Genomic DNA, 18201 nt, shown 5'->3' with positions numbered 1-18201 from the left:
TGTGGTTACTGGGTGTCGGGCAGGGCTGGCAGGACCAGGACGAGGGGGCGGATGAGCTCTCGGTCCGGGGCGAGCGAGGCGATAAGCTGCTTCTCCTGCTGCAGCAGGTGCTGGGAACGGCGCACGATGCGCGAACTCAGGGCGGTCTGGGTGTCGTGCTTGGAGTGTTCCCAGTTCTCCGCGCGCTGCATCCAGTAGTCAATGCGCTCCTGGGCCTGCGTGCGCGCCGCCTGCATCATCGGGGTGAGCTGGCCGCGGGCGACGGTCACCGAGTCCGCGATGAGCTGCTGGGCGTTGTCCGGCAGCTCCAGGTCGCCGGTGTTGATCGCGTCGGCGGTGAGCCCCACGCCGTGCAGCCAGTCCACCGGGTTCAAGATGGTCTGCGGCAAAATCCCGTTGGCCACGGTGACGAAGGCGCGCGAGACCACCTGGCCGCGCTTGTTGGTCAGCGTGGCCATCAGCAGGACGGTGGGGAAGTCGAGCGTGCCTTCAGCGGCGCGGATGGCGGGGATCTGCCCGCCGGACAGGGAGGCGAGCGCGCGGTCCGCGGCCCAGTCCGTCACCGGGTGCAGCGGCCCGAGGAAGTGGGCGCGGGGCCAGGTGGAGCCGTCGTCGCCGGTGCGGGCGCGGCGCAGGAGGTCGTTGCCCAACTCGCGCGTGGTGGCCAGCTGGAAGGATTCGCGCACGCGCCGCTGCGCCAGGTAGTCCTGCGGCAGCACGTCCAAGCGGCGGCGCAGGTCCTCCGGGGGCGCGAGCTCCGCCACGCCGTTGGGGTGCTGGGCGAACGCCACGCCCTTGTTGGTCAGCGGCTTCTCCGGGGCGTTGTGGAATGCGGCGTTCAGCGCGTCCTGCAGGTACGCGATCTCCGAGGGGTACAGGCTCGTCGTCCCCGTGGAGGTCGGCGCGCCGGTGCCAGTGGGTTCCGGTGGTGCCGCGGGTGGGGTGGTGCGGTTGAGGCGGGCGAGGAGGGCGTCGATAAGCGACTGCTCATCCTGCGGTTCCTCCTCGGCAACGGTCTCGGCGCGCTTGACCACATCGTCGAAGCCCGCGCTGCCCTGCAGCACCTTGCGGATCACGTCCTCCTCGCCGCGGACCGTGTGCTTGCCCATGAGCGAGGCGACGTCGCCCAGCACCGCGTGGGCCTCGTGCTCGCGGTCGATGAGGCGGCGCAGCACGTGCAGCTCACCGACGCTCGCGTCCTCCGTATCCAGCAGCAACGCCGTGATCTGCGGCGGGTGGGTTTGCCCGTAGCGGTCGACGCGGCCGTTGCGCTGCTGGATGCGGATCAGCGACCACGGGATGTCATAGTGCACCAGGTCATGGCACAGCGTGTGCAGGTTCACGCCTTCCGACGCCACGTCACCCGTCACCAGGACGCGCAGGGGAGAATCCGTCCGCTTGAACTCGTCCACCAGGCGCATCTGCTCCTGGTCCGACAGGCTGCCGTGCATGACCGCGATGGCGTCCTTGCCCAGGTTGAGGTCCTTGGACAGGTGCTCCTTGAGCCAGTGCAGGGTGGCGACGCGCTCTGAGAAGATGACCGCGCGCGTGGGGGAGCGCTTGCCCACGCCGATCTCCTGCAGGTAGTTGACCAGGGCGGCGTACTTGTTGGAGTTCTGGCGCGTGACCTTGGCGTTGAGCGCTCGGAGGCGCTCGAGGGCGTCGCGCTGAGTCGTATCATCCGCTGCGACGGATTTGAGGCGGGTGGTGATCGTCTCGTCCAAGGCTGCGGGCGAGGAGAAGAAGGACTTCACCAGCGTCCACGGAAAGAGGCGATCCGTGTAGGTCTGGCCCTTCTTGTTCACCGCGTCCGGGATGGGGCTTTTCCCTTCCGGGTGAACCCAGGTGGTCTCGAGCTCGCGCGCCACCGCGTTTTCCTCCGCCGAGGCCTCCACCGGGATGTTGCGCGGCTCCGCGCGCTCCGCCCACTTCGGGCCCACCACGCTGGCAACCTCCTCGCTGTGGCGGTGGCGGCGGATGACCAGGCGGTCCACGGCGTCCTTATCAATCTCCCCGTTGGGCCGCACCGCCGTGGGGTCCAGCAAGCGCAGGATCTCCTTGAAGGACTCCGGGTCGCCGTTGTGCGGGGTTGCGGAGGCGAGCAGCAACGACTCCGTGGTGGGGGCGAGCGTCTTGGCCAGCTTGTTGTTGTTCGTCCCGGCGTTGGTGGCGTTGTGGATCTCATCCATCACCACCACGTCCCAGCGCACCTTCTCCAGGTTGATCAGGTGCTTTTCTGCCTTAAGCGTGTCCAGCGAGACGATCACGCGGGAGAAGTACGTGAACGGGTTGCGGCTGCCCGGCAGCTTCTGCTTGATCTGCTGGATGCCCGCGGAGTCCAGGCGCACCAGCGGGATGGCAAAGCGCGTCCACATCTCCTGCTGGAACTGCTCCATGATGTGCTTCGGCGTGACCACCAGGATGCGCTCGCCGCGGCCGCGCCTGATCAGCTCCGACAGGATCATGCCGATTTCCAGCGTCTTGCCCAGGCCGACGGCGTCCGCGATGAGGATGCGGGGACGCAGGTTCTCATCCGACAGCGCCTTCTTCACCGCCGAGAGCTGGTAGTCCAGCGGGTCCATGAGCATGTCCTCCGCCACCGACAGCTCGTCTTGGTACAGCGGGACCGGGGTCTGGCGCAGCGTGGTCTCCAGCCACAGGCGCGACGTGCGGTAGCCGGGGGAGTCATCCGGGACGACGCGGACCCGCGCCGGGTCCACCACCTCCACGTGGTCGATAGCGGTGTAGAAGCTGGCGGTGGAGTCGCGAACGAAATCCGACAAGCCACGCACCGTGAGCAGGAAGCCGTCCACCGCCTGCGTGACCTTGGTGATCAGCCACAGCTCGTCGCGGACCCGGACCGTGAGGCCGGGGGCGAAGACGGGGGCGGGGGTTGGGGTGGCGCTGGCTGCGGTGCTGGCGTCGGCGGGAGTCATGCCGATCATGGTAGTTGGCTGTGAGGGGTGTGCTGTGTGGGTGGTGTTGGAGTGGGGTGGCGGGGGCGTCGATAAGCGGGCTCGAACTCTGAGTTCGATTTCGAACAATCGCACTCAAACCATAACTCAAAGTCGCATTCAGGATTGGTCTTTATCGCCGTGAGCTGCTGCTTTATGGTTTGTGTTTGAGTTATACTTTGAGTTCTGGTTTGAGTTATACTTTGCAAGGTGAGTGAGAATAGCGTTCGCGAATACGTCGAAAAGCTGCGAGACATTGGCAACGATACCTATCGGATCGAAGCCAAGGATGCCTCCGGCGGTCTTCCGGAGAGCATTACTGAGACACTCTCCGCTTTCGGGAACATGCCGGAGGGCGGGGTGATCCTGCTTGGCGTGGCCGAGGACGGTGGCACCTTCCCGGTGACCGGCATTGCTGACCCCAAAACCATGGAGAGCCAATTGGCAAACAAGGCACGGCAGAAAATCGTGCCTCCCCTCCAACTCGGAGCGATAGAAACCGCGACTATCGAAGGCAAAACGGTACTCCAGTGCGTCGTGCCGCCCCAACCGTCGGACCGGAAGCCGTTTCGAGTTGGTAGAGGGGGCCCGGCCTACATCCGTAGCGGCGACGGCGATTACGAGCTTGACTCAAACGAAGAACTTCTCCTCGTCTCGCAGCGGGGCGTGCCCAAGCACGACCGCGCCCCCGTCGAAGGCGCAAGCGTAGAACGTGATCTGGACCCGGAGCTTCTACAACAATATCTGGAGCGAGAACTCTCCCAATCGAAGCGACTCGCCCGTTTGCCCAGGCAAGAGCAGCTCATCAGAACCAATGTCGTCGCGCCGGAAACGGGTGAGCCAACAGTTGCAGCGGTCTACGCACTGGGCGTCCACCCACAGCAATTCTTGCCGCTCACGGTGAAAGCGCATGTCACACGCAATCCGTCCGACCCCAAATCGGTCCGCATGCGCGATAAGCAAGAATTCACGGGGCCCGTCCCAGACCTGCTGGAGGCAGTAGTGGATTGGGTGACCGATCACCTGCAAACCAGTATCACGTTCTCGGACGGCCACGGCAAAGACGTTCCGGAGATTCCGATCCTGGCCATCCGCGAGATCGTTGCCAACGCGCTCGTCCACCGGGACCTCTCACCCGCCAGCTTGCTCGCGTACACCCAGGTGGTGAAGCAGCAGGACAAACTCATCGTGGTGAACCCTGGTGGGCTGTGGGGACTGACCGAGCGCGAGTTGGGCAACACCGGACCCCGCGCCAGAAATCCCGTGTTGTACCGCATGTGCACCGCGGTGAAGACGTCGAGGGGCAACCGCGTCATTGAGGCAAGCGCAACAGGTATTCCCGCTGTACGCGAGGCGCTTCACGACGCCTTCCTGCCCGCCCCCTACTTCAAGGACCGCGTCATCGATTTCCAGGCGATCTTGACATCCTCAACGATGCTCTCCGAAGATGACGTCGCGTGGGCATCGCGCCTACCAGGCGGCGAGATCTTCTCCACCGCGCAACGCCACGCGCTGATACGGATGCGCAACGGCGAAGAGCTCACCAACGCTTCGTACCGCGAGGAGTTCCCCATGGACTCGACTCGTGCGCGGACGGAGCTACAACAGCTCGTGGAGTATGGCCTCGCCACTACTCGAGGACAAGCCGGTGGCACCGTGTATTCCTTCCGGCACGACGCGGAAGACGACCTTGCACGCAACCACGCGGACGGCAGCGCCACCACGCGGCCGGAAGCTGCGAATCCCGCGGTTCCAAATCGGAAATATCTCCGCCTGGAAGAGAAGATCCAGCTCATCCAGCACGTCCTGGAGAATGCGGGTCACCCCCTGACCAAGCGGGAGATTGGTGAGCAGACTGGCATGAGCTATGGCCAAATGACTCCGGCGCTCAAACGAATGGCCGAAATTGGTGAGATTACGTTTACCGAGAAGTACTGGAACGCGAAGAATCAGCGGTACGCACTCCCGCACTGGCCAGCTTCGGGCTCAAGCTAGCTGGCGCGGGTCATGCCCCGAACCATAACTCAAAATCGCACTCAGGATTGGTGTTTATCGACGTGAGCTGCTGATTTATGGTTTTCGTTTGAGTTATACTTTGAGTTCTGGTTTGAGTTCTGGTTTGGACGGAAGACGCCGCGCAGCTTCGGGCTGAGCAGGAATGCGGTGATGATGAGCACCAGAATCATCGAGATGACGAAGGCGCCGTACGAGGAATCGTCGCGCGGCCACAGATCGATCAGGCCAGGGATGGCAAGGGCGGTACCGACGATCGCCAGATTGATATTGAACTGCTCGCGGCGATCCTGCGCCTGCTCCGCGCGGCGCCGCTTCACGTTATCCAGCGCCACGCGGATCGCATCGCCCTGCGTCTTGTAAATGTCCTTGCGCAGCTCCAGCTCGGACGCGACCTCGTGGAAATCGTCGCGCGTACCGGTCTCCTTGAGCATGTGATGCAGCACGGCCGTATCCACCGGCCGGCCGCTCACCGACTCGTACCAAAGGTAATCACGGAAGATGACAAATTCCGTCTGAATGTCCTCGAAGTCGCGCAAGCTGGAGCGCAAGATTTTCGACGCCAACTCCACGTCCTCGTCGTCCCACTCCGGCTTCCGGCGGACCGCTTCCAACTCCTCGGAGCCGAAGGACATGCGACGCATCTGCTTCGCCATCACGGACAGGTAGTTGTCCGCCCGGCGGACCAGGATGGCCAGGTCGACGAGGCGGGTGCCGGTGAGCATCCAGAAGTTGTTGTTGCGGTTCTCAATCGGCGAGCGGCGCACCACCGCCAGCCCGTTCTCATCAGAATGCACCGTCCAATCCTGGAACAGCTGCACCCGCGACGCGTCCAGCGAGACCTGGTCCATCGCCGTGAGCTCCGGGCTGTAATCGTCGGCGCGTGTGGCCAGGAACCACGCCCACGCGTCGTGGCGCGTCCAGGTGCCTAAGCCCTCGCGGAGAGAGCTGCGCATGCGGCGGGGCAACTCGGGCTTGTCGCAGGCCGGGATCGCCGTGATCGTGGTGTACGGGCGCGTTGCCAGCGGGCGCCGGCGATCCCCCTTCACGTAGGCGGTGCCGCCGCGGCTGACCTGCAGCTGTGCGCCGCCGAGGACCTCGTTGACCATTTCGAAGCACACCTCGAGGAGGTTCCTGGTCCGCGGCTCCTCGCCCGGCCGCCCCACTTTGACCTTGCTGCGCGGGCGGTGCAACGACTTCGACACCGCCTCGAGCGCGTCGCCCGAGCAGTGCTCCGCAACCACGTGGAGCACCAGGAACTGGTTGCGGAACTCCCGCGCGTCTGTGTCTAGTGTGTCCGGTGTGTCCGGCGTGTCGGGTTGGTTGGCAGTATCGGCGTACTTGAGCTCCGGGCCCTGGTAGTCCAGGAGCTCGGCGCAGGTGAGGGTGACGGAGGCGAGGGGATTGGTGGCGTCGATAAGCGAAAAGCTCGAGTCCACGGGAGCCTGACGCGGATCCGCTGGCGGCTCCTTGCCGTTTTCCGGGGTGATGTCCGGCTGGAACAGGAAGCGGCGAGCCGAGACGCTCATGCCGTGGCGATTGCGCGAGGGAGCGAATTCCGACGCCCCGCCCTTCGCGTCCAGCGCGTCCGCGCCCATCGACTCATTGAGTGGGCTGCGGAAATGCACGTTCGCGCCGCGGTGGAAGACTCGCGGCGAATACCTCCAGGCCGGCTGATCCAGCTTCCGCTCCCGCTCCATGGTCTCCGGGTTGCGGTAGGTGCCGCGCGCCTCGTCGAAGGCGGGGACCTGGATCGACTTGATGCCGCGGAACCGGCCCGGCGCCCAGCGGGTGAAATCGGCGCCGTCGAAGGCCCCCACCGGAAGCGGGACAATCACCGCGAAGTGCGCGAGGCGCCACTCCGGGAGCTCGTCCTTTGTGGCCTCGAAGTCCGCGGGCAGGTCAAACTTGGCGCCCTGCAAGTCGTAGGCCAGGTTTGTCTGGACGTCGTTAGCCTCATCGGGCGTGAGGTCCTCGGCGCGGCGGGAGGACGTGTGCTGGTCGCGCTGCTTTTGCGTGGGCGTGTCGTGCGTGGAGCGGGTCATGGCGCCTTCGGATTTCGGGGCTGGGGATGAGGTGCATGCGGACTGTCCGTGCGCTGACATAGTACGCCAGGCGAGGGGAATGCGCCGGGTGAAACGGGTGGGGGTAGTGCGAATTTCGTTGCTCTGAGCTGGGGTTTTGTTGATTTGGTGCGTATGAGGCGCTGCCGGGGTAGACGTATTGGGCAATCCGTGCCATACTGCAATGAGCAGGCCCCTTCGCCCACGGCTCACCCCCCCCCGAAGCCGGAAGAGCGTTCAACACCCCCCCCCATTTAGAACGCGAGTGTGCGAGGGGGTTCTGCGTTGCCGTAGGGAGGATCGGTGGGAGTTGAGCATTGCGGCGAGTATGGGCGTCGTCATCGCCCCGGCACCCACATGACGAGATCACCTTGACGAAGATGCGACAAATTCCGTATCTTCGTCATCCTGATCTCGTCAAACGGCGCACATCGCCCCCGCCCGAGCCATGCGCTCCCTAGAAGGAGCTGGAGCCGCCCGAGCCGGAGAAGCCGGAGCTGAACCCCGAGTTCGTCCCGCCGGAACTGGAGCTCGCGCGGTTGGTCGTGCTGTCCCACAGGGAGAGGGTGGCGTAGGTGTACACGCCCGGGTACGCGTAGTCCCGTTCCCACAGGCGCGGCGCGCGCGGATCCTTCACACCCTTGCGCGCGGCGAACTGCTGCTTCTGCATGACGTCCATGAGGATGCGGTAGTCCGCAAGCAGGCGCACGAACGCGTCCATGAACGCGGGGTTCGCCGGGTCCGTGGCTATCGCGTCGAGACGGTTCACGATGTCCTGCAGCCCCGCCTTCAGGTGGGAGTCCTTCGCCTTCTTGCCGGCGTCGACGGCGTCGGCGCGCAGGGTGCTCAGGCGCTCGGCGCGCACATTGACGTCGCCCTGCTCCATGCGGAACAGGAGGTTGATGTTCTCCTCTGCGCGCTCCACGTCCTTGACGGTCGCGGCGGCGTCGTGGAGCTGCTCCCAGTTGGTCAGGGCGTCGCTGTCGGTGTCGACGGGGAGGTGCGCGACCGCGTCGTCGATGGCGAGGAACCGGTCGCGGACCTCCTCCCACTCCTGGCGCAGCTCGCCGTTGGCGAAGCGGGAGGACAGGGAGTGGGCGCGCAGGTCGAGTTCGGAGAGGCGGAGGGCGAGGGACGAGTGGGCGTCGATAAGCTTCTGGCGATCGAGGCGGGCCTCGGCGATCCGCTGCTTGCGACGCTCAATTCGCTTCACCGGCACGAAGCCGACCGCGAGGGCCGCGGCGAACAAGCCGAAGCCGGTGGGGATGGCGGTGAGGTAGCCGAGGAAGCTGGAGTCGTTCCGGCTGGCGACCTCCTCCGGGTCCATCGCGACGCGCGCGCCGTCCAGGAGGCCGCGCGGGATGTCGCCGGAGGCCAGGCCGTCTTTCATCGCCGCGAGCGAGCGGTCGAGGTGGCTGCCGCTGCGGAGCTCGAGCTGGCTAGCGACGTCTTTACCAGCGAAAATGAACTGGTGGCGCGTCTTCATCGCCGCGCCGACGAGGATGACGCCGTCCGCGAACGTGTCGTGGCCGATCTCGTCCGGGTAGGTGTCGCGCATGAAGTTCTCCACCGAATCGTTCACATTGTCCAGCGAATCGTCGAACACGATGAAGCGCAGCTGCTGCACCGTCGACGGGTGCGGGAGGTCATCGGCGCCGTCGAGCAGCCGCAGCTCCTCGTCCGGGGAGAGCAGGTCGTCCGGGTCGTCCACGAAGGCGGGCGGCGCCTCCGCGACCGTCTCCACCGGGTCCGGCTCCTCGGGCGCGCGCCACAGGGCGAACATGAGGATCGCCGGGAGCAGGCCGATCACCACCGCGACCAGCACCGCTAATCGACGCGCACCCTTCGCCCTGAACTGACGCTCGAACGCGCGCTTCTTGTCCCACTCCGCGTTACGACGCTTACTCTCCGCAGTCTCCTGCAGCTGCCACCACTTGCCGCCGGGGACAGACTCGTACTCTCGGCTCACCATACGGGGATTATCACACGGATTGGGGCGGTGCGCTGGGGGTTTGGTGGGGTTTGGTGGGGGGTTTGGTGGGTGTTGGCGGGTGTTGGCGGGTGTTGGCGTGGTCTGCCCGCGCTTTGCCCGCAGATACCGTTACTAAGACACCGTTTTCGCGCTCCCAGAGCGCATTGTCGGGGTCTTAGTATCGGTATCTATAGCCGGGGCAGCACGCGTGGGGCCCGTGGGGCGCGTGGGGCGGAGCTTGGAGGGAGACGGCGCGGCTCGGCAGGGCATTCCCGCGCTTTGCCCGCAGATACCGTTACTAAGACACCGTTTTCGCGCTCCCAGAGCGCATTGTCGGGGTCTTAGTATCGGTATCTATAGCCGGGGCGGCACGCGTGGGGCCGGTGGGGCGCGTGGGACGGAGCTTTTGGCGGCACGAGAAAGGCCCGGCGTCCGTGTTCAAAACGCCGGGCCCTGCTTCGAAATTCTCCGGCCCTTAGCTTACAAAACACGAAGGGCGTTGCATACCCGTTGAAAACAGCAATTTCGGTGCATAATTCTCATTTTTGAAAGCGCTACACCGGCGCGGGAAGTCCCACTGGCACTACGGATAACCTGGACAAACGTGCACAACATGGTTGTAGTTCGAGGTAGATGGCATGTTTCAAAAATTGCATAGATAGTGCATATAAACCAGGGCGCGAAAACGGCTCAAGGGGATTCCTAATTGTAACGACAGGAGAAGCTGAGCCGGGCGTGTGATGTGTGACGTAATTCACGTCAAGGGGGCGGGTATTGCGGCACAAACTCGGAATATAAATGGGACCGGAACGCGGAAACGCCGGCGAGTTGAGATGACTCGCCGGCGTTTAACGGACCGTTTAGATGTTGAGGGCGGAGCGGATCTGGTCGACGATCGAGTTGATCACGCCGCCGAGGTCGAAGACCAGGGCGCCGAACAGCGTGAGCAGGCCGATGAGGATGCCGCCCGCGAAGAGGCCAGCGGACTCGGCGGTGGAGGAGCCCTCGCTGGGGGAGGCGGTCTCGGTAACCGTGACGGTTTCGGTTGCAGTCGCCGTTGCCGTCGCCGGGGCCGGGGCCGCAGTGGTCGGCGCAGTCGTCGGTGCAGTGGTCGCCGCAGTGGTCGGCTCGGTGTTCGGGGCGGTCACCGTAGTGGTGACGGTGGTGGTCTCTGTAGCCGCCGGTGCCGTCGGCGACGTGGTGGCAGCCGCAGTGGTGGCAGCCGCAGTGGTGGCAGCCGCAGTGGTGGTCGCCGAAGGAGCCGTGGTCGTGGGCGACGGGGTCGGGGCGTCGGCCGCGCGGGCGGTCAGCCACTGGTCCGGGCCGATCGGGTGGTCCACGATGCGGACCTCGCCGATGTTGCCGAACCAGCCGTCGACCTTGTCGTTCTCCCAGGCGGAGGTGCCGAGGAGCCACTGGGCACCTTCGCCGCCCATGCCGAGGGGGCCGTAGCCGTCGCGAAGAATGGGGGAGCCGTCGACGTACATGGTGACCGACTTGTCCTTCGGGTCATTGACCACGGCCACGTGCATCCACTCGCCCTTCGGGACCTCGTGGGTCCAGTTGGAGAAGCCCTCGCCGTTCTGGCCCCAGGCGTACCAGCGCAGCTCGCGGAGGCTGGACACGCCCAGCATCTGGATCGGGTCGCCGTCCTCGCTGTCGGGGTGGGCGACGGTGCCGGACTCGTCGCGGATGAGGGCGTTGGACCACTTGTTGTTGTCGGCGTTCCAGTCCTCGTCGAGCTTGAGGAAGGCCTCCATGGTGTAGCCGTTCTCAAACTGCATGTCGTTGATGTCGGCGCCGGTGGCGGTCTCGAACCAGGCGGTGGAGTGCTTGAACTTGGGGTCCTTCCAGCGCAGGGAGCCGCGGTCCGAGGAGAGGGGGTGCGTGTCTTCCGAGAAGGTCACGGCGTCCTCGCGGGCGCCGACGCGGTAGCGGACGCGGGTCATGTCGTTGCCGTTGGCCACATCGGGGATGACGGCACCCTTGGGGGCAGGGGAGGCGTCGTTAAGCACCTTGCCCTCGAACGTGGTCTGGCCGGGGCGCCAGTGGACGGCAGTGCCATCAACGTGGACGTAATCCTGGTCGTTGCGGGGCTTGTCCTGCTCGGTGACCTCGTAGGGCTGGAAGCCGTCGGCGACGGTGGTGCGGAGGAGCTCGGCGTAGTCGGGGTCGTTCTCATCGCCCTTGGTGAAGTCGGGGGCGAAGGACTTGAAGCGCTCGGCGAAGTTGAGGTCGATGGAGTAGGAGTCGCCCTCGCCCTCGGGGAGGAGGTGGTCGAAGCTGGTGAGCTTCGCGTGCTCCTTGTCCTTGACCCACGGCGAGTAGGCCGTCATGTCGAGCGTGTTGTTGGTCAGGTCGAACTGGAGCTGGCCCATCAGGCCATTGCCGCCCAGGTAGGCCATCTGGTAGTCCTGCAGGATGTTGATGACGTCGTGGCCGGCGTCGTTCTTCTTCACGTGGTAGCCCGCGCCGTGGTGGTGGCCCGCGATGGTGAGGAAGATCTGGTCATTCTTGCGGATCAGCTTGTCCCAGAGGTGCTCGCCGTACTCCTTGGTGAAGTAGGTGGAGCCGTCGCCGCCTATGCCGGAGATCTCGTGGGCGGTGAGGATGACGGGGAGGTCCGGGTGCTCGTCGATGACCTGCTGGGCCCAGTCGAGGGTGTCGTCAGGCGCGCGGAAACCCAGCGCAAGCAGGAGGTACTGCTGTCCCTCGGCCTCGAAGATGTGGTACTCGGAATCCGTCTTCTGGCCCGGGAAGCCGTAGCCGTCGCCGCCGTCGTGGATGCCCGTGGACTGGTGGCGGGCCTGGAAGGTGGCGTTCTGCTTCGCGCGCTCCTCCGGGAAGTACTCCTCGAACGCGGACGGACCGTCCTCGCCGTCGAACATGAAGTAGTCGTGGTTGCCCGGCAGGATGGAGTAGTTGAGGTGCGCGTCCTCCAGCGGTTTCATCGCCTCCGAGCTGATGTCCCAGGAGTTGCGGACGTTGGCCTGGTCGACGACATCACCAAGATGCGCCACGAACTGGGTGTTCAGGTCCTCGTGGTGCTTTGCCAGGAACTCGGTCTGCACGTCGAACGGGTTCGAGCCGTAGCGGGTGCCAAAGATGTCGCCGGCGTCTTTGTCGCCGTAGCGGGCGTAGAACTGGGTGTCCGGAAGCACGCCGAGGGTGAAGCGGGAGGCGAGGTCCGCGCCGGCTTCTGCGCCGGCTTCGGCGGCGTTCGCGGTGGGGAGCGGGAGCTGCGTCATCGGGGTGAGCAGGGCGAGCGCGGTGACGGCCGCGATGTGTGTGCGCATGGGAGATCCTTTACGGTGCGTGACTGACGGGATTGCTTTGGTGGGTGAAATCCACACTCAAACGTAGCGCTGCCAGGTTGCGTTACGGTGAAATTGAGGTGAAGGCTGGGAGTTGGAGAGGGAAGTCCAATGTGCGGGGGCGGGCGGAAGAGGGGATACAGTGGACCCGCACAACCGAGCCCAGCAGGAGGACCGCATGCCCACACCGAAGACGCTGCAAATGTTCATGATGGACGGGACGCCGGACGGGCCGATTAAGGCGTCGATTGCGAATTGGGTGGGCCGCGTCTATTCGATCCCGCGCACGGAGATCAATTCGGCGAAGCTGAAGCAGCGGCCTGACCTCAACCAGCCCGCGGTGTACTTCCTGGTGGGCACGAACCCGGACACGGATCAGCCGAAGATCTACATCGGGCAGGCCACGCGCAGGCAGAACGGCATGGCGTTCGCGCGCGCCGCCGAGCACACGCGCAGCGACGACAAGGACTTCTTCAACCGCATCATCTACCTCGTCGTGGTGGACAACTCGTGGGGCCCGACCGAGATCACGTTCCTGGAAAACGCGTTCCACCAGCGCGCCGTCAGCGCGGGCCGGTACGAGGTGGCGAACGGGAACACGCCGTCGCCGGGCAACGTGACCGAGGAGGTACAGGCGGTGCTCGACGAGTTCATCGAGAACACCAACCTGATCATCAGCGCCCTCGGCATCACGGCGTTCCAGCCCGTCGCGTCGGAGGCAACCCGGCGCGGGCAGGCGGCGGTGCCGCAGGAGCACGCGCCGAGCAGTGCTGACGACGAGCCCGTGTTCGAGCTGGCCAGCTACGACCGCTCCATCCACGCGCTCGGGCAGCGCACGCCGGGCGGGTTCGTGGTGTTCAGCGGAGCCAAGCTGCGCGAGGACCTCACGGCGAGCGCCCCGAAGGCCATCACCGCCAACCGCGAGCGGTACGCGGACAGCATGGACAACTTCCGCCTGACCAAGGACGTGGAGTTCTCCAGCCCAAGCTCGGCCGCCAGCTTTGTGCGCGGCGCGGCCACCAACGGGCGCACCGCCTGGCACCTGGCGGAGAACGCAAACGTCAGCCTCGCGGACTGGGAGGACCGCGAGACTGATGAGGTGGAGGCGGAAGGGATGGGGGACGGAGGGGCGTCGATAAGCGGCTAGAACATGCCCCAAATGGACACGGCGAGGATGAGCGAGCCCATGACCAGGAGGAAGATGGTGTCTGGGCGGCGGGCGTAGTGTCTGAACGCGGTGGCTTTGAACGCGAGGAGCGCGGGCAGGATGTAGAGGAGGAACGCGACGAAGACGCCGCCGACGACGGAGATCATGTCCAGGACCGACGGATTGAGCACCGCGACGAGGACGGCCGTGACGAAGACGAAGACATTGACCACACGGCGGATCGAGCGCGGGGTGAGTTTGGCCGCCGTGCGCGGGGCCGCGACGCGGATGAGGTAGCCGGTGCCTTCCTCGGTGCCGAGGAGGTGGCCGAAGTAGGACGTGATGATCGCGCAGATGGCGATGAGCGGGCTGACCCACGCGAGGAATGGCGTGTGCGTCTCGTTGGCCAGGTAGGACAGGACCGGGACGTTCTGCTCGTTCGCGGCGTCCATGCCGTCGGCGCCGAGCGCGAGCGCGCACGACCAGACGAAGAACATGGTGAAGAGGACGAGCATCGCGGCCGTGACCAGCTCGATCTTGGAGACGGCGCGCTCGGTCGCGGCGACGTCGCCACCCGTGCGCTTCTGCATATCCAGCGCGAACTGCGACACCGCCGCGATGTGGCTAAATGAGAACACCAGCACCGGCATGATCAGCAGCACCGCCTGCCACATCGGCGTCTGCGACTCATAGGCGCGGAAGCTGGCGACATCCCACCGCGGGATCAGGTAGATCGACACTGCCGCGAGCGCGAAAATCAGCGGGTAGACCAGCGCATTTGCCAGCCACAGGGTCACCTTCATACCCAGCGCGTAGGCGCCCGTGAGCACGCCGACGCACGCGGTGGCCAGGATCCAGCGGTTGATGTCGGGGCCATGGAGCTGATTAACGACGAAGCTGTCAACCGTATTCGTGATCGAAATGGCATAGATGAGCACCACCGGATAGATGCCCAGCCAGTACATGAGCGCGCTGGCCAGGCCCCGCTTGCGGCCGGTCAGCGCGGTGACGACCTGGAGCACGTCGAGGCCTTTCGACGGCGACGCCGCCACGATCCGGGCGTACGCGCGGTGCGAGAGGAACACCATCGGCCCGATGATCAGCGTGGCGATCACCAGCGGCCAGAACCCGAAGCTGCCCGCGTTGATGGGCAGGAACAGGATGCCGGCGCCGACGCCGGTGCCGAACAGGGCGATCACCCAAGAGAAGAAGTTGCCGTCCGGGGCCTTGGAGCGCCGCTGCTCGCGGATCTGCTCTTTGTCCGCCTCGGTGAGGTGGTCAGCGTCGAACTGCGCGCGGCCGAGCTCGAGGTGCTCGTCGCTGTACTGCTCGGGCAGGTCGGCGTAGGGGACGGGATGGGTAGTGTCTTGCTTATGTGAAGTGGTCATAGTTCCACGCTTTCAATGTCGTAGCTCACAAGGGTAGCACGGGGGTCGTACCCACTTTCGACGCCAAATCGAGTTGGTAGGCTGATGCGCGGGGAGGGGACATGGAAAGAAATGCGCTAGTGACGCACCTGGTCCGGCCGGGGGAGAGCGACGCGCTCGCGTGCCGGAAGCTGTCCGCGACGCGGTACGTGGCCGAGCAGGACTGGCGCGGCCTCAAGGCCTATGAGCAGGAGTTTCTGCGCGCGTACGCGATCGGGGTCGGCGCACAAAAGGCGGTGGTGGTGGGCCGCTCTGCCGCCGTCATCATGGGCCTATGGACGCTGCCCGCGAAGCACTCGCCGGTAATGCTGGCCAACCCGCGCCACTCGCCGCCGCCGAAGAAGCAGTGGCCCGAGGGGGTGCAGTACCGGGAGATGCGGATCCCGGAGGTTGACCGGGCTTCCATCTCGCTTCTCGACGGCGACACCGTCCTCCTCACCACCCCCGCCCGCACCGCCGTCGACGTCGCCCGGCTCCACGGGGTGCGCCACGGCGTCGTCGCGATGGACTCGTTCCTCCACCAGTTCGGCCCCGGCGCGCGGGCGGAGCTCGAGGCGACGGTGCGCCGCCTGGCCAGGAAGAAGGGCATCGCGCACGCGCGGACGGCGCTGGTCTGGAGCTCATCCCTGTCGCAGTCGCCGTACGAGTCGCTCCTGCGCGTCATCCTGCGCGAGCGCGGCATCGAGGCGCAGGAGCAGCTGTGGATCGGACCGTACGTGCGGCCTGACCTGTTGTGGGACCAACTGGTCATTGAGGTCGACGGCGACGTGAAGTTTGCCGAGGACGGGCAGACCGCCGCCCTGGAGCAGGCGCAGCGGGAAAACTGGATTCGGGTGCAGGGCTACGAGGTGGTCAGACTCACCCCGCGGCAGATCCTGCGCGACGAGGACTGGTGCATCCGCCACATCCTCGACCTCAAGGCGCGCTCGGAGCAGCTCGGGCCGCCGCGGGTGCCGGCGACGCAGTGGCGGCCCGGCCACGGGGAGCACTGGCGGCGGTAGGCGGGCCGGGGGTTTGGCGCTGCGGTTGGGGCTGGTGGGGCTTTTGGGGCTGGTGGGGCTGGAGTCCGGGCCTTTGCGGATACCGGGCGGCCACCGCCCAGCTAGATACCGATAGTAAGACACCGATAATGCGCTCCAGGGGGGCGAAAACGGGGTCTTACTATCGGTATCCGTGGTTTTGGGGCGGGTCGGGGTGGTTTCGGGACGGGCCGGGGCTGTTTTGAGGGCGGTCGGGGCGGCGAAACTCGGCACCGGCGCCCCCGCGCACGCGAAAGCGGGCCCGCCCTGGCTTCCGTTCCAGGGCGGGCCCGCCGCACTTACTGAGTTACATTCTGCACGATCGCCGTGCCCGCGGGGCCGGTTTTCGCGGCCGGATTCGCACCAGCGCAAGCACCAGCGCGAACGCCGCGCAACCTAGGCGCGCGGTAGGACGGCGATGGGGGTGGCGTCGAAAAGCGTGGCAATGCCACGATCTTCCGAGCGGAACCACTTGTGCAGTCCGTCAATGAGAGCCTTCACAAGCTCACCTCCTTCCGTGTCAGCGAAAGGTTGTTAACCTTCCGTTCATGCGGGGGTAACTTTAAGTTACCGGGAATCGTTTGTCAACACCCACTATCTGCGCGCTCCCATCAACTTAGGCGGCGAGGCGTCAAACCTCCGTATACTTGCCCGCATGACACGCACGCTGATTGTTACAGAGCAAGGACCGGAGATCGTCGAGACGCGCGACGAGTTCGCGGGCGAGGGCGACACGCTGATTCACGTCAGCCACTCGTCCATCAACTACAAGGACGCGATGGCACTGAGCGGCAACCGCGGCGTCCTGCGCCACCTGCCCACCGTGCCGGGCATTGACGCAGTGGGCACGCTTGACGACGGCACGCTGGTTACCGTCAACGGCCGCGGCATCGGCGAGCGCCGCCACGGCGGGTACACGCCGCAGCTGCGCATCGACTCCACCCACGTGGTCCGCGTGCCGGAGCGCTTCAGCGCGGCGGACGCGGCCGCGATCGGCACCGCCGGCTACACGGCGGCACTGTCGGTGGCGGGGTTCGAGCGGGCCCTGTACGAGGACACCGCCGAGGACCCGGTGCTGGTCACGGGCGCGACCGGTGGCGTGGGCTCCATCGCGGTGCAGCTGCTGGCCGCTCGGGGTCACGAGGTGTGGGCGTTGACGGGGCGCGTCGATAAGCATGGCGACTGGCTGCGCGAGCTGGGCGCGAGCGAGGTGCTGGACCGCGCCGAGTTCGCGGACGCGGGCAAGCCGCTGCAGAAGGCGCGCCTCGGCGGCGTGGTGGACACGGTCGGCTCGACGATCCTGGCCAACGCGCTCGCGCAGCTGCGCTGGGGCGGCGTGGCCACTGCGTGCGGCATGGCCGCCGGTAACGACCTGCCCGCCAGCGTGCTGCCGTTCATCCTGCGCGGCGTGCAGCTCGTGGGCATCAACTCGGTGGATACGCCGAATGTGCTTCGCGACGCCGCATGGCAGCTCCTCGACGAATCCCTTGACCTCGCCACGATCCACACCGAGACGATCGGGCTGGACGACGTCGCCGAGATGGGCCGCCGCATCCTCGCCGGCGAGCACAGCGGCCGCACGGTCGTCGAGCTCTAGCGCCGGACCGCAGCGCCGTGCTCTGGCGCCGCACATGGCGAAAGCCGCCGGGACCAGCACTGCGCTGGACCGGCGGCTTTCTCATCCCCCGATATGAAACGGCCTTTAGGCGTCGGTGCGCCCGGGTACCAGGACGTCGATGGGGGAGACTTCGGTGTGCGGGGGGATGCCCCGCTCCTCGTCACGGAACCACGCGCGGAAGCGTTTCAGGAACTTCATACGGGTTCACCTCCTTTCCTCTCGGCGGAAGGCGTGTTTACCTTCCGTTCATATTCGAGAAACACTAGGTTCCGGTAAATGGTTTGTCAACACCCACCATCTACGCGCACCCACCATAACCGATAAACCCGCAGCGTAGGAGCGAAAAAAGCGCCGGACCAAAAAGGCCCGGCGCGGTTTCGCTCAGCGCGTGAGAGGGAGCGTTAGAGGAACGGGTAGGGGTCCCAGCCCGAGATGTACTCGATGCGCTCGCGGGCGATGAGCAGGAGCGCCGCCACCACGGCGATGAGCACCAGCGCCATGAAGAACCAGGCGATAGCCTTCTTGCCGCCGGACACCGGGGTGCCGTCGTCGGTGGGGGAGAGGAAGTGGATGCTCAGGGAGAAGAGGGTCGGCAGACCGGCACCGAGCAGGATGCCAACTGCGGTGACCAGGAAGAGGGATTTGATGAGTTCCATGGTGATAATCCTTTCTGG

At 65.7% G+C, this 18201-nt stretch carries 10 protein-coding genes; 4 read left to right on the top strand and 6 right to left on the bottom strand.

Going from position 1 to position 18201, the window contains the following annotated elements:
• Positions 1–5: 5 nt before the first annotated feature.
• Positions 6–2936, bottom strand: a complete 2931-nt coding sequence (locus CKJ84_RS00560) for a DEAD/DEAH box helicase (protein WP_095545594.1) — start codon at positions 2934–2936, stop codon at positions 6–8.
• Positions 2937–3164: 228 nt separating this feature from the next.
• Here CKJ84_RS00560 and CKJ84_RS00555 point away from each other — a divergent pair, with 228 nt between their 5' ends.
• Positions 3165–4949: an RNA-binding domain-containing protein gene (locus tag CKJ84_RS00555; protein WP_095545593.1), complete on the top strand. Its 1785-nt coding sequence runs from the start codon at positions 3165–3167 to the stop codon at positions 4947–4949.
• A gap of 41 nt (positions 4950–4990) precedes the next feature.
• On the opposite strand, the gene CKJ84_RS00550 is transcribed toward CKJ84_RS00555, so the two are convergent.
• The 3 genes from CKJ84_RS00550 to CKJ84_RS00535 all read right to left on the bottom strand — a co-directional run bounded on the left by CKJ84_RS00550 (position 4991) and on the right by CKJ84_RS00535 (position 12298).
• Positions 4991–7012 carry a hypothetical protein gene (locus tag CKJ84_RS00550; protein ID WP_095545592.1) on the bottom strand — a complete coding sequence of 674 codons (2022 nt, stop codon included), beginning with the start codon at positions 7010–7012 and terminating at the stop codon, positions 4991–4993.
• Positions 7013–7487: 475 nt separating this feature from the next.
• Positions 7488–9002, bottom strand: a complete 1515-nt coding sequence (locus tag CKJ84_RS00545; protein WP_095545591.1) for a DUF5129 domain-containing protein — start codon at positions 9000–9002, stop codon at positions 7488–7490.
• Positions 9003–9862: 860 nt separating this feature from the next.
• Positions 9863–12298: a LamG-like jellyroll fold domain-containing protein gene (locus CKJ84_RS00535; protein WP_233125423.1), complete on the bottom strand. Its 2436-nt coding sequence runs from the start codon at positions 12296–12298 to the stop codon at positions 9863–9865.
• 160 nt (positions 12299–12458) lie between these two features.
• Here CKJ84_RS00535 and CKJ84_RS00530 point away from each other — a divergent pair, with 160 nt between their 5' ends.
• The gene (locus CKJ84_RS00530) at positions 12459–13463 is read left to right on the top strand and encodes a GIY-YIG nuclease family protein (protein ID WP_095278619.1); all 1005 of its coding nucleotides are present in this window, start codon (positions 12459–12461) and stop codon (positions 13461–13463) included.
• Here CKJ84_RS00530 and CKJ84_RS00525 read toward each other — a convergent pair.
• Positions 13460–14851, bottom strand: coding sequence for an aromatic amino acid transport family protein (locus tag CKJ84_RS00525; RefSeq protein ID WP_143340291.1), 1392 nt, complete (start codon positions 14849–14851; stop codon positions 13460–13462). The two genes, CKJ84_RS00530 and CKJ84_RS00525, sit on opposite strands and share 4 nt — an antisense overlap.
• Positions 14852–14952: 101 nt before the next feature.
• Between CKJ84_RS00525 and CKJ84_RS00520 the strand changes: the two genes are divergently transcribed.
• Together CKJ84_RS00520 and CKJ84_RS00515 are read left to right on the top strand one after the other, a co-directional pair.
• The gene (locus tag CKJ84_RS00520; protein ID WP_143340290.1) at positions 14953–15891 is read left to right on the top strand and encodes an endonuclease domain-containing protein; all 939 of its coding nucleotides are present in this window, start codon (positions 14953–14955) and stop codon (positions 15889–15891) included.
• A 673-nt stretch (positions 15892–16564) separates the two neighbouring features.
• Positions 16565–17506 carry an acryloyl-CoA reductase gene (locus tag CKJ84_RS00515; RefSeq protein ID WP_095545589.1) on the top strand — a complete coding sequence of 314 codons (942 nt, stop codon included), beginning with the start codon at positions 16565–16567 and terminating at the stop codon, positions 17504–17506.
• A gap of 422 nt (positions 17507–17928) precedes the next feature.
• Here CKJ84_RS00515 and CKJ84_RS00510 read toward each other — a convergent pair whose 3' ends face one another.
• Complete coding sequence (locus CKJ84_RS00510; protein ID WP_095535566.1) at positions 17929–18183, bottom strand: hypothetical protein; 255 nt, start codon at positions 18181–18183, stop codon at positions 17929–17931.
• Between the last annotated feature and the right edge of the window lie 18 nt (positions 18184–18201).

The organism is Corynebacterium sp. NML 120412, from assembly GCF_002285155.1.
Taxonomy (GTDB): domain Bacteria; phylum Actinomycetota; class Actinomycetes; order Mycobacteriales; family Mycobacteriaceae; genus Corynebacterium; species Corynebacterium gottingense.
This window is presented reverse-complemented; position numbering and strand designations above follow the sequence as displayed.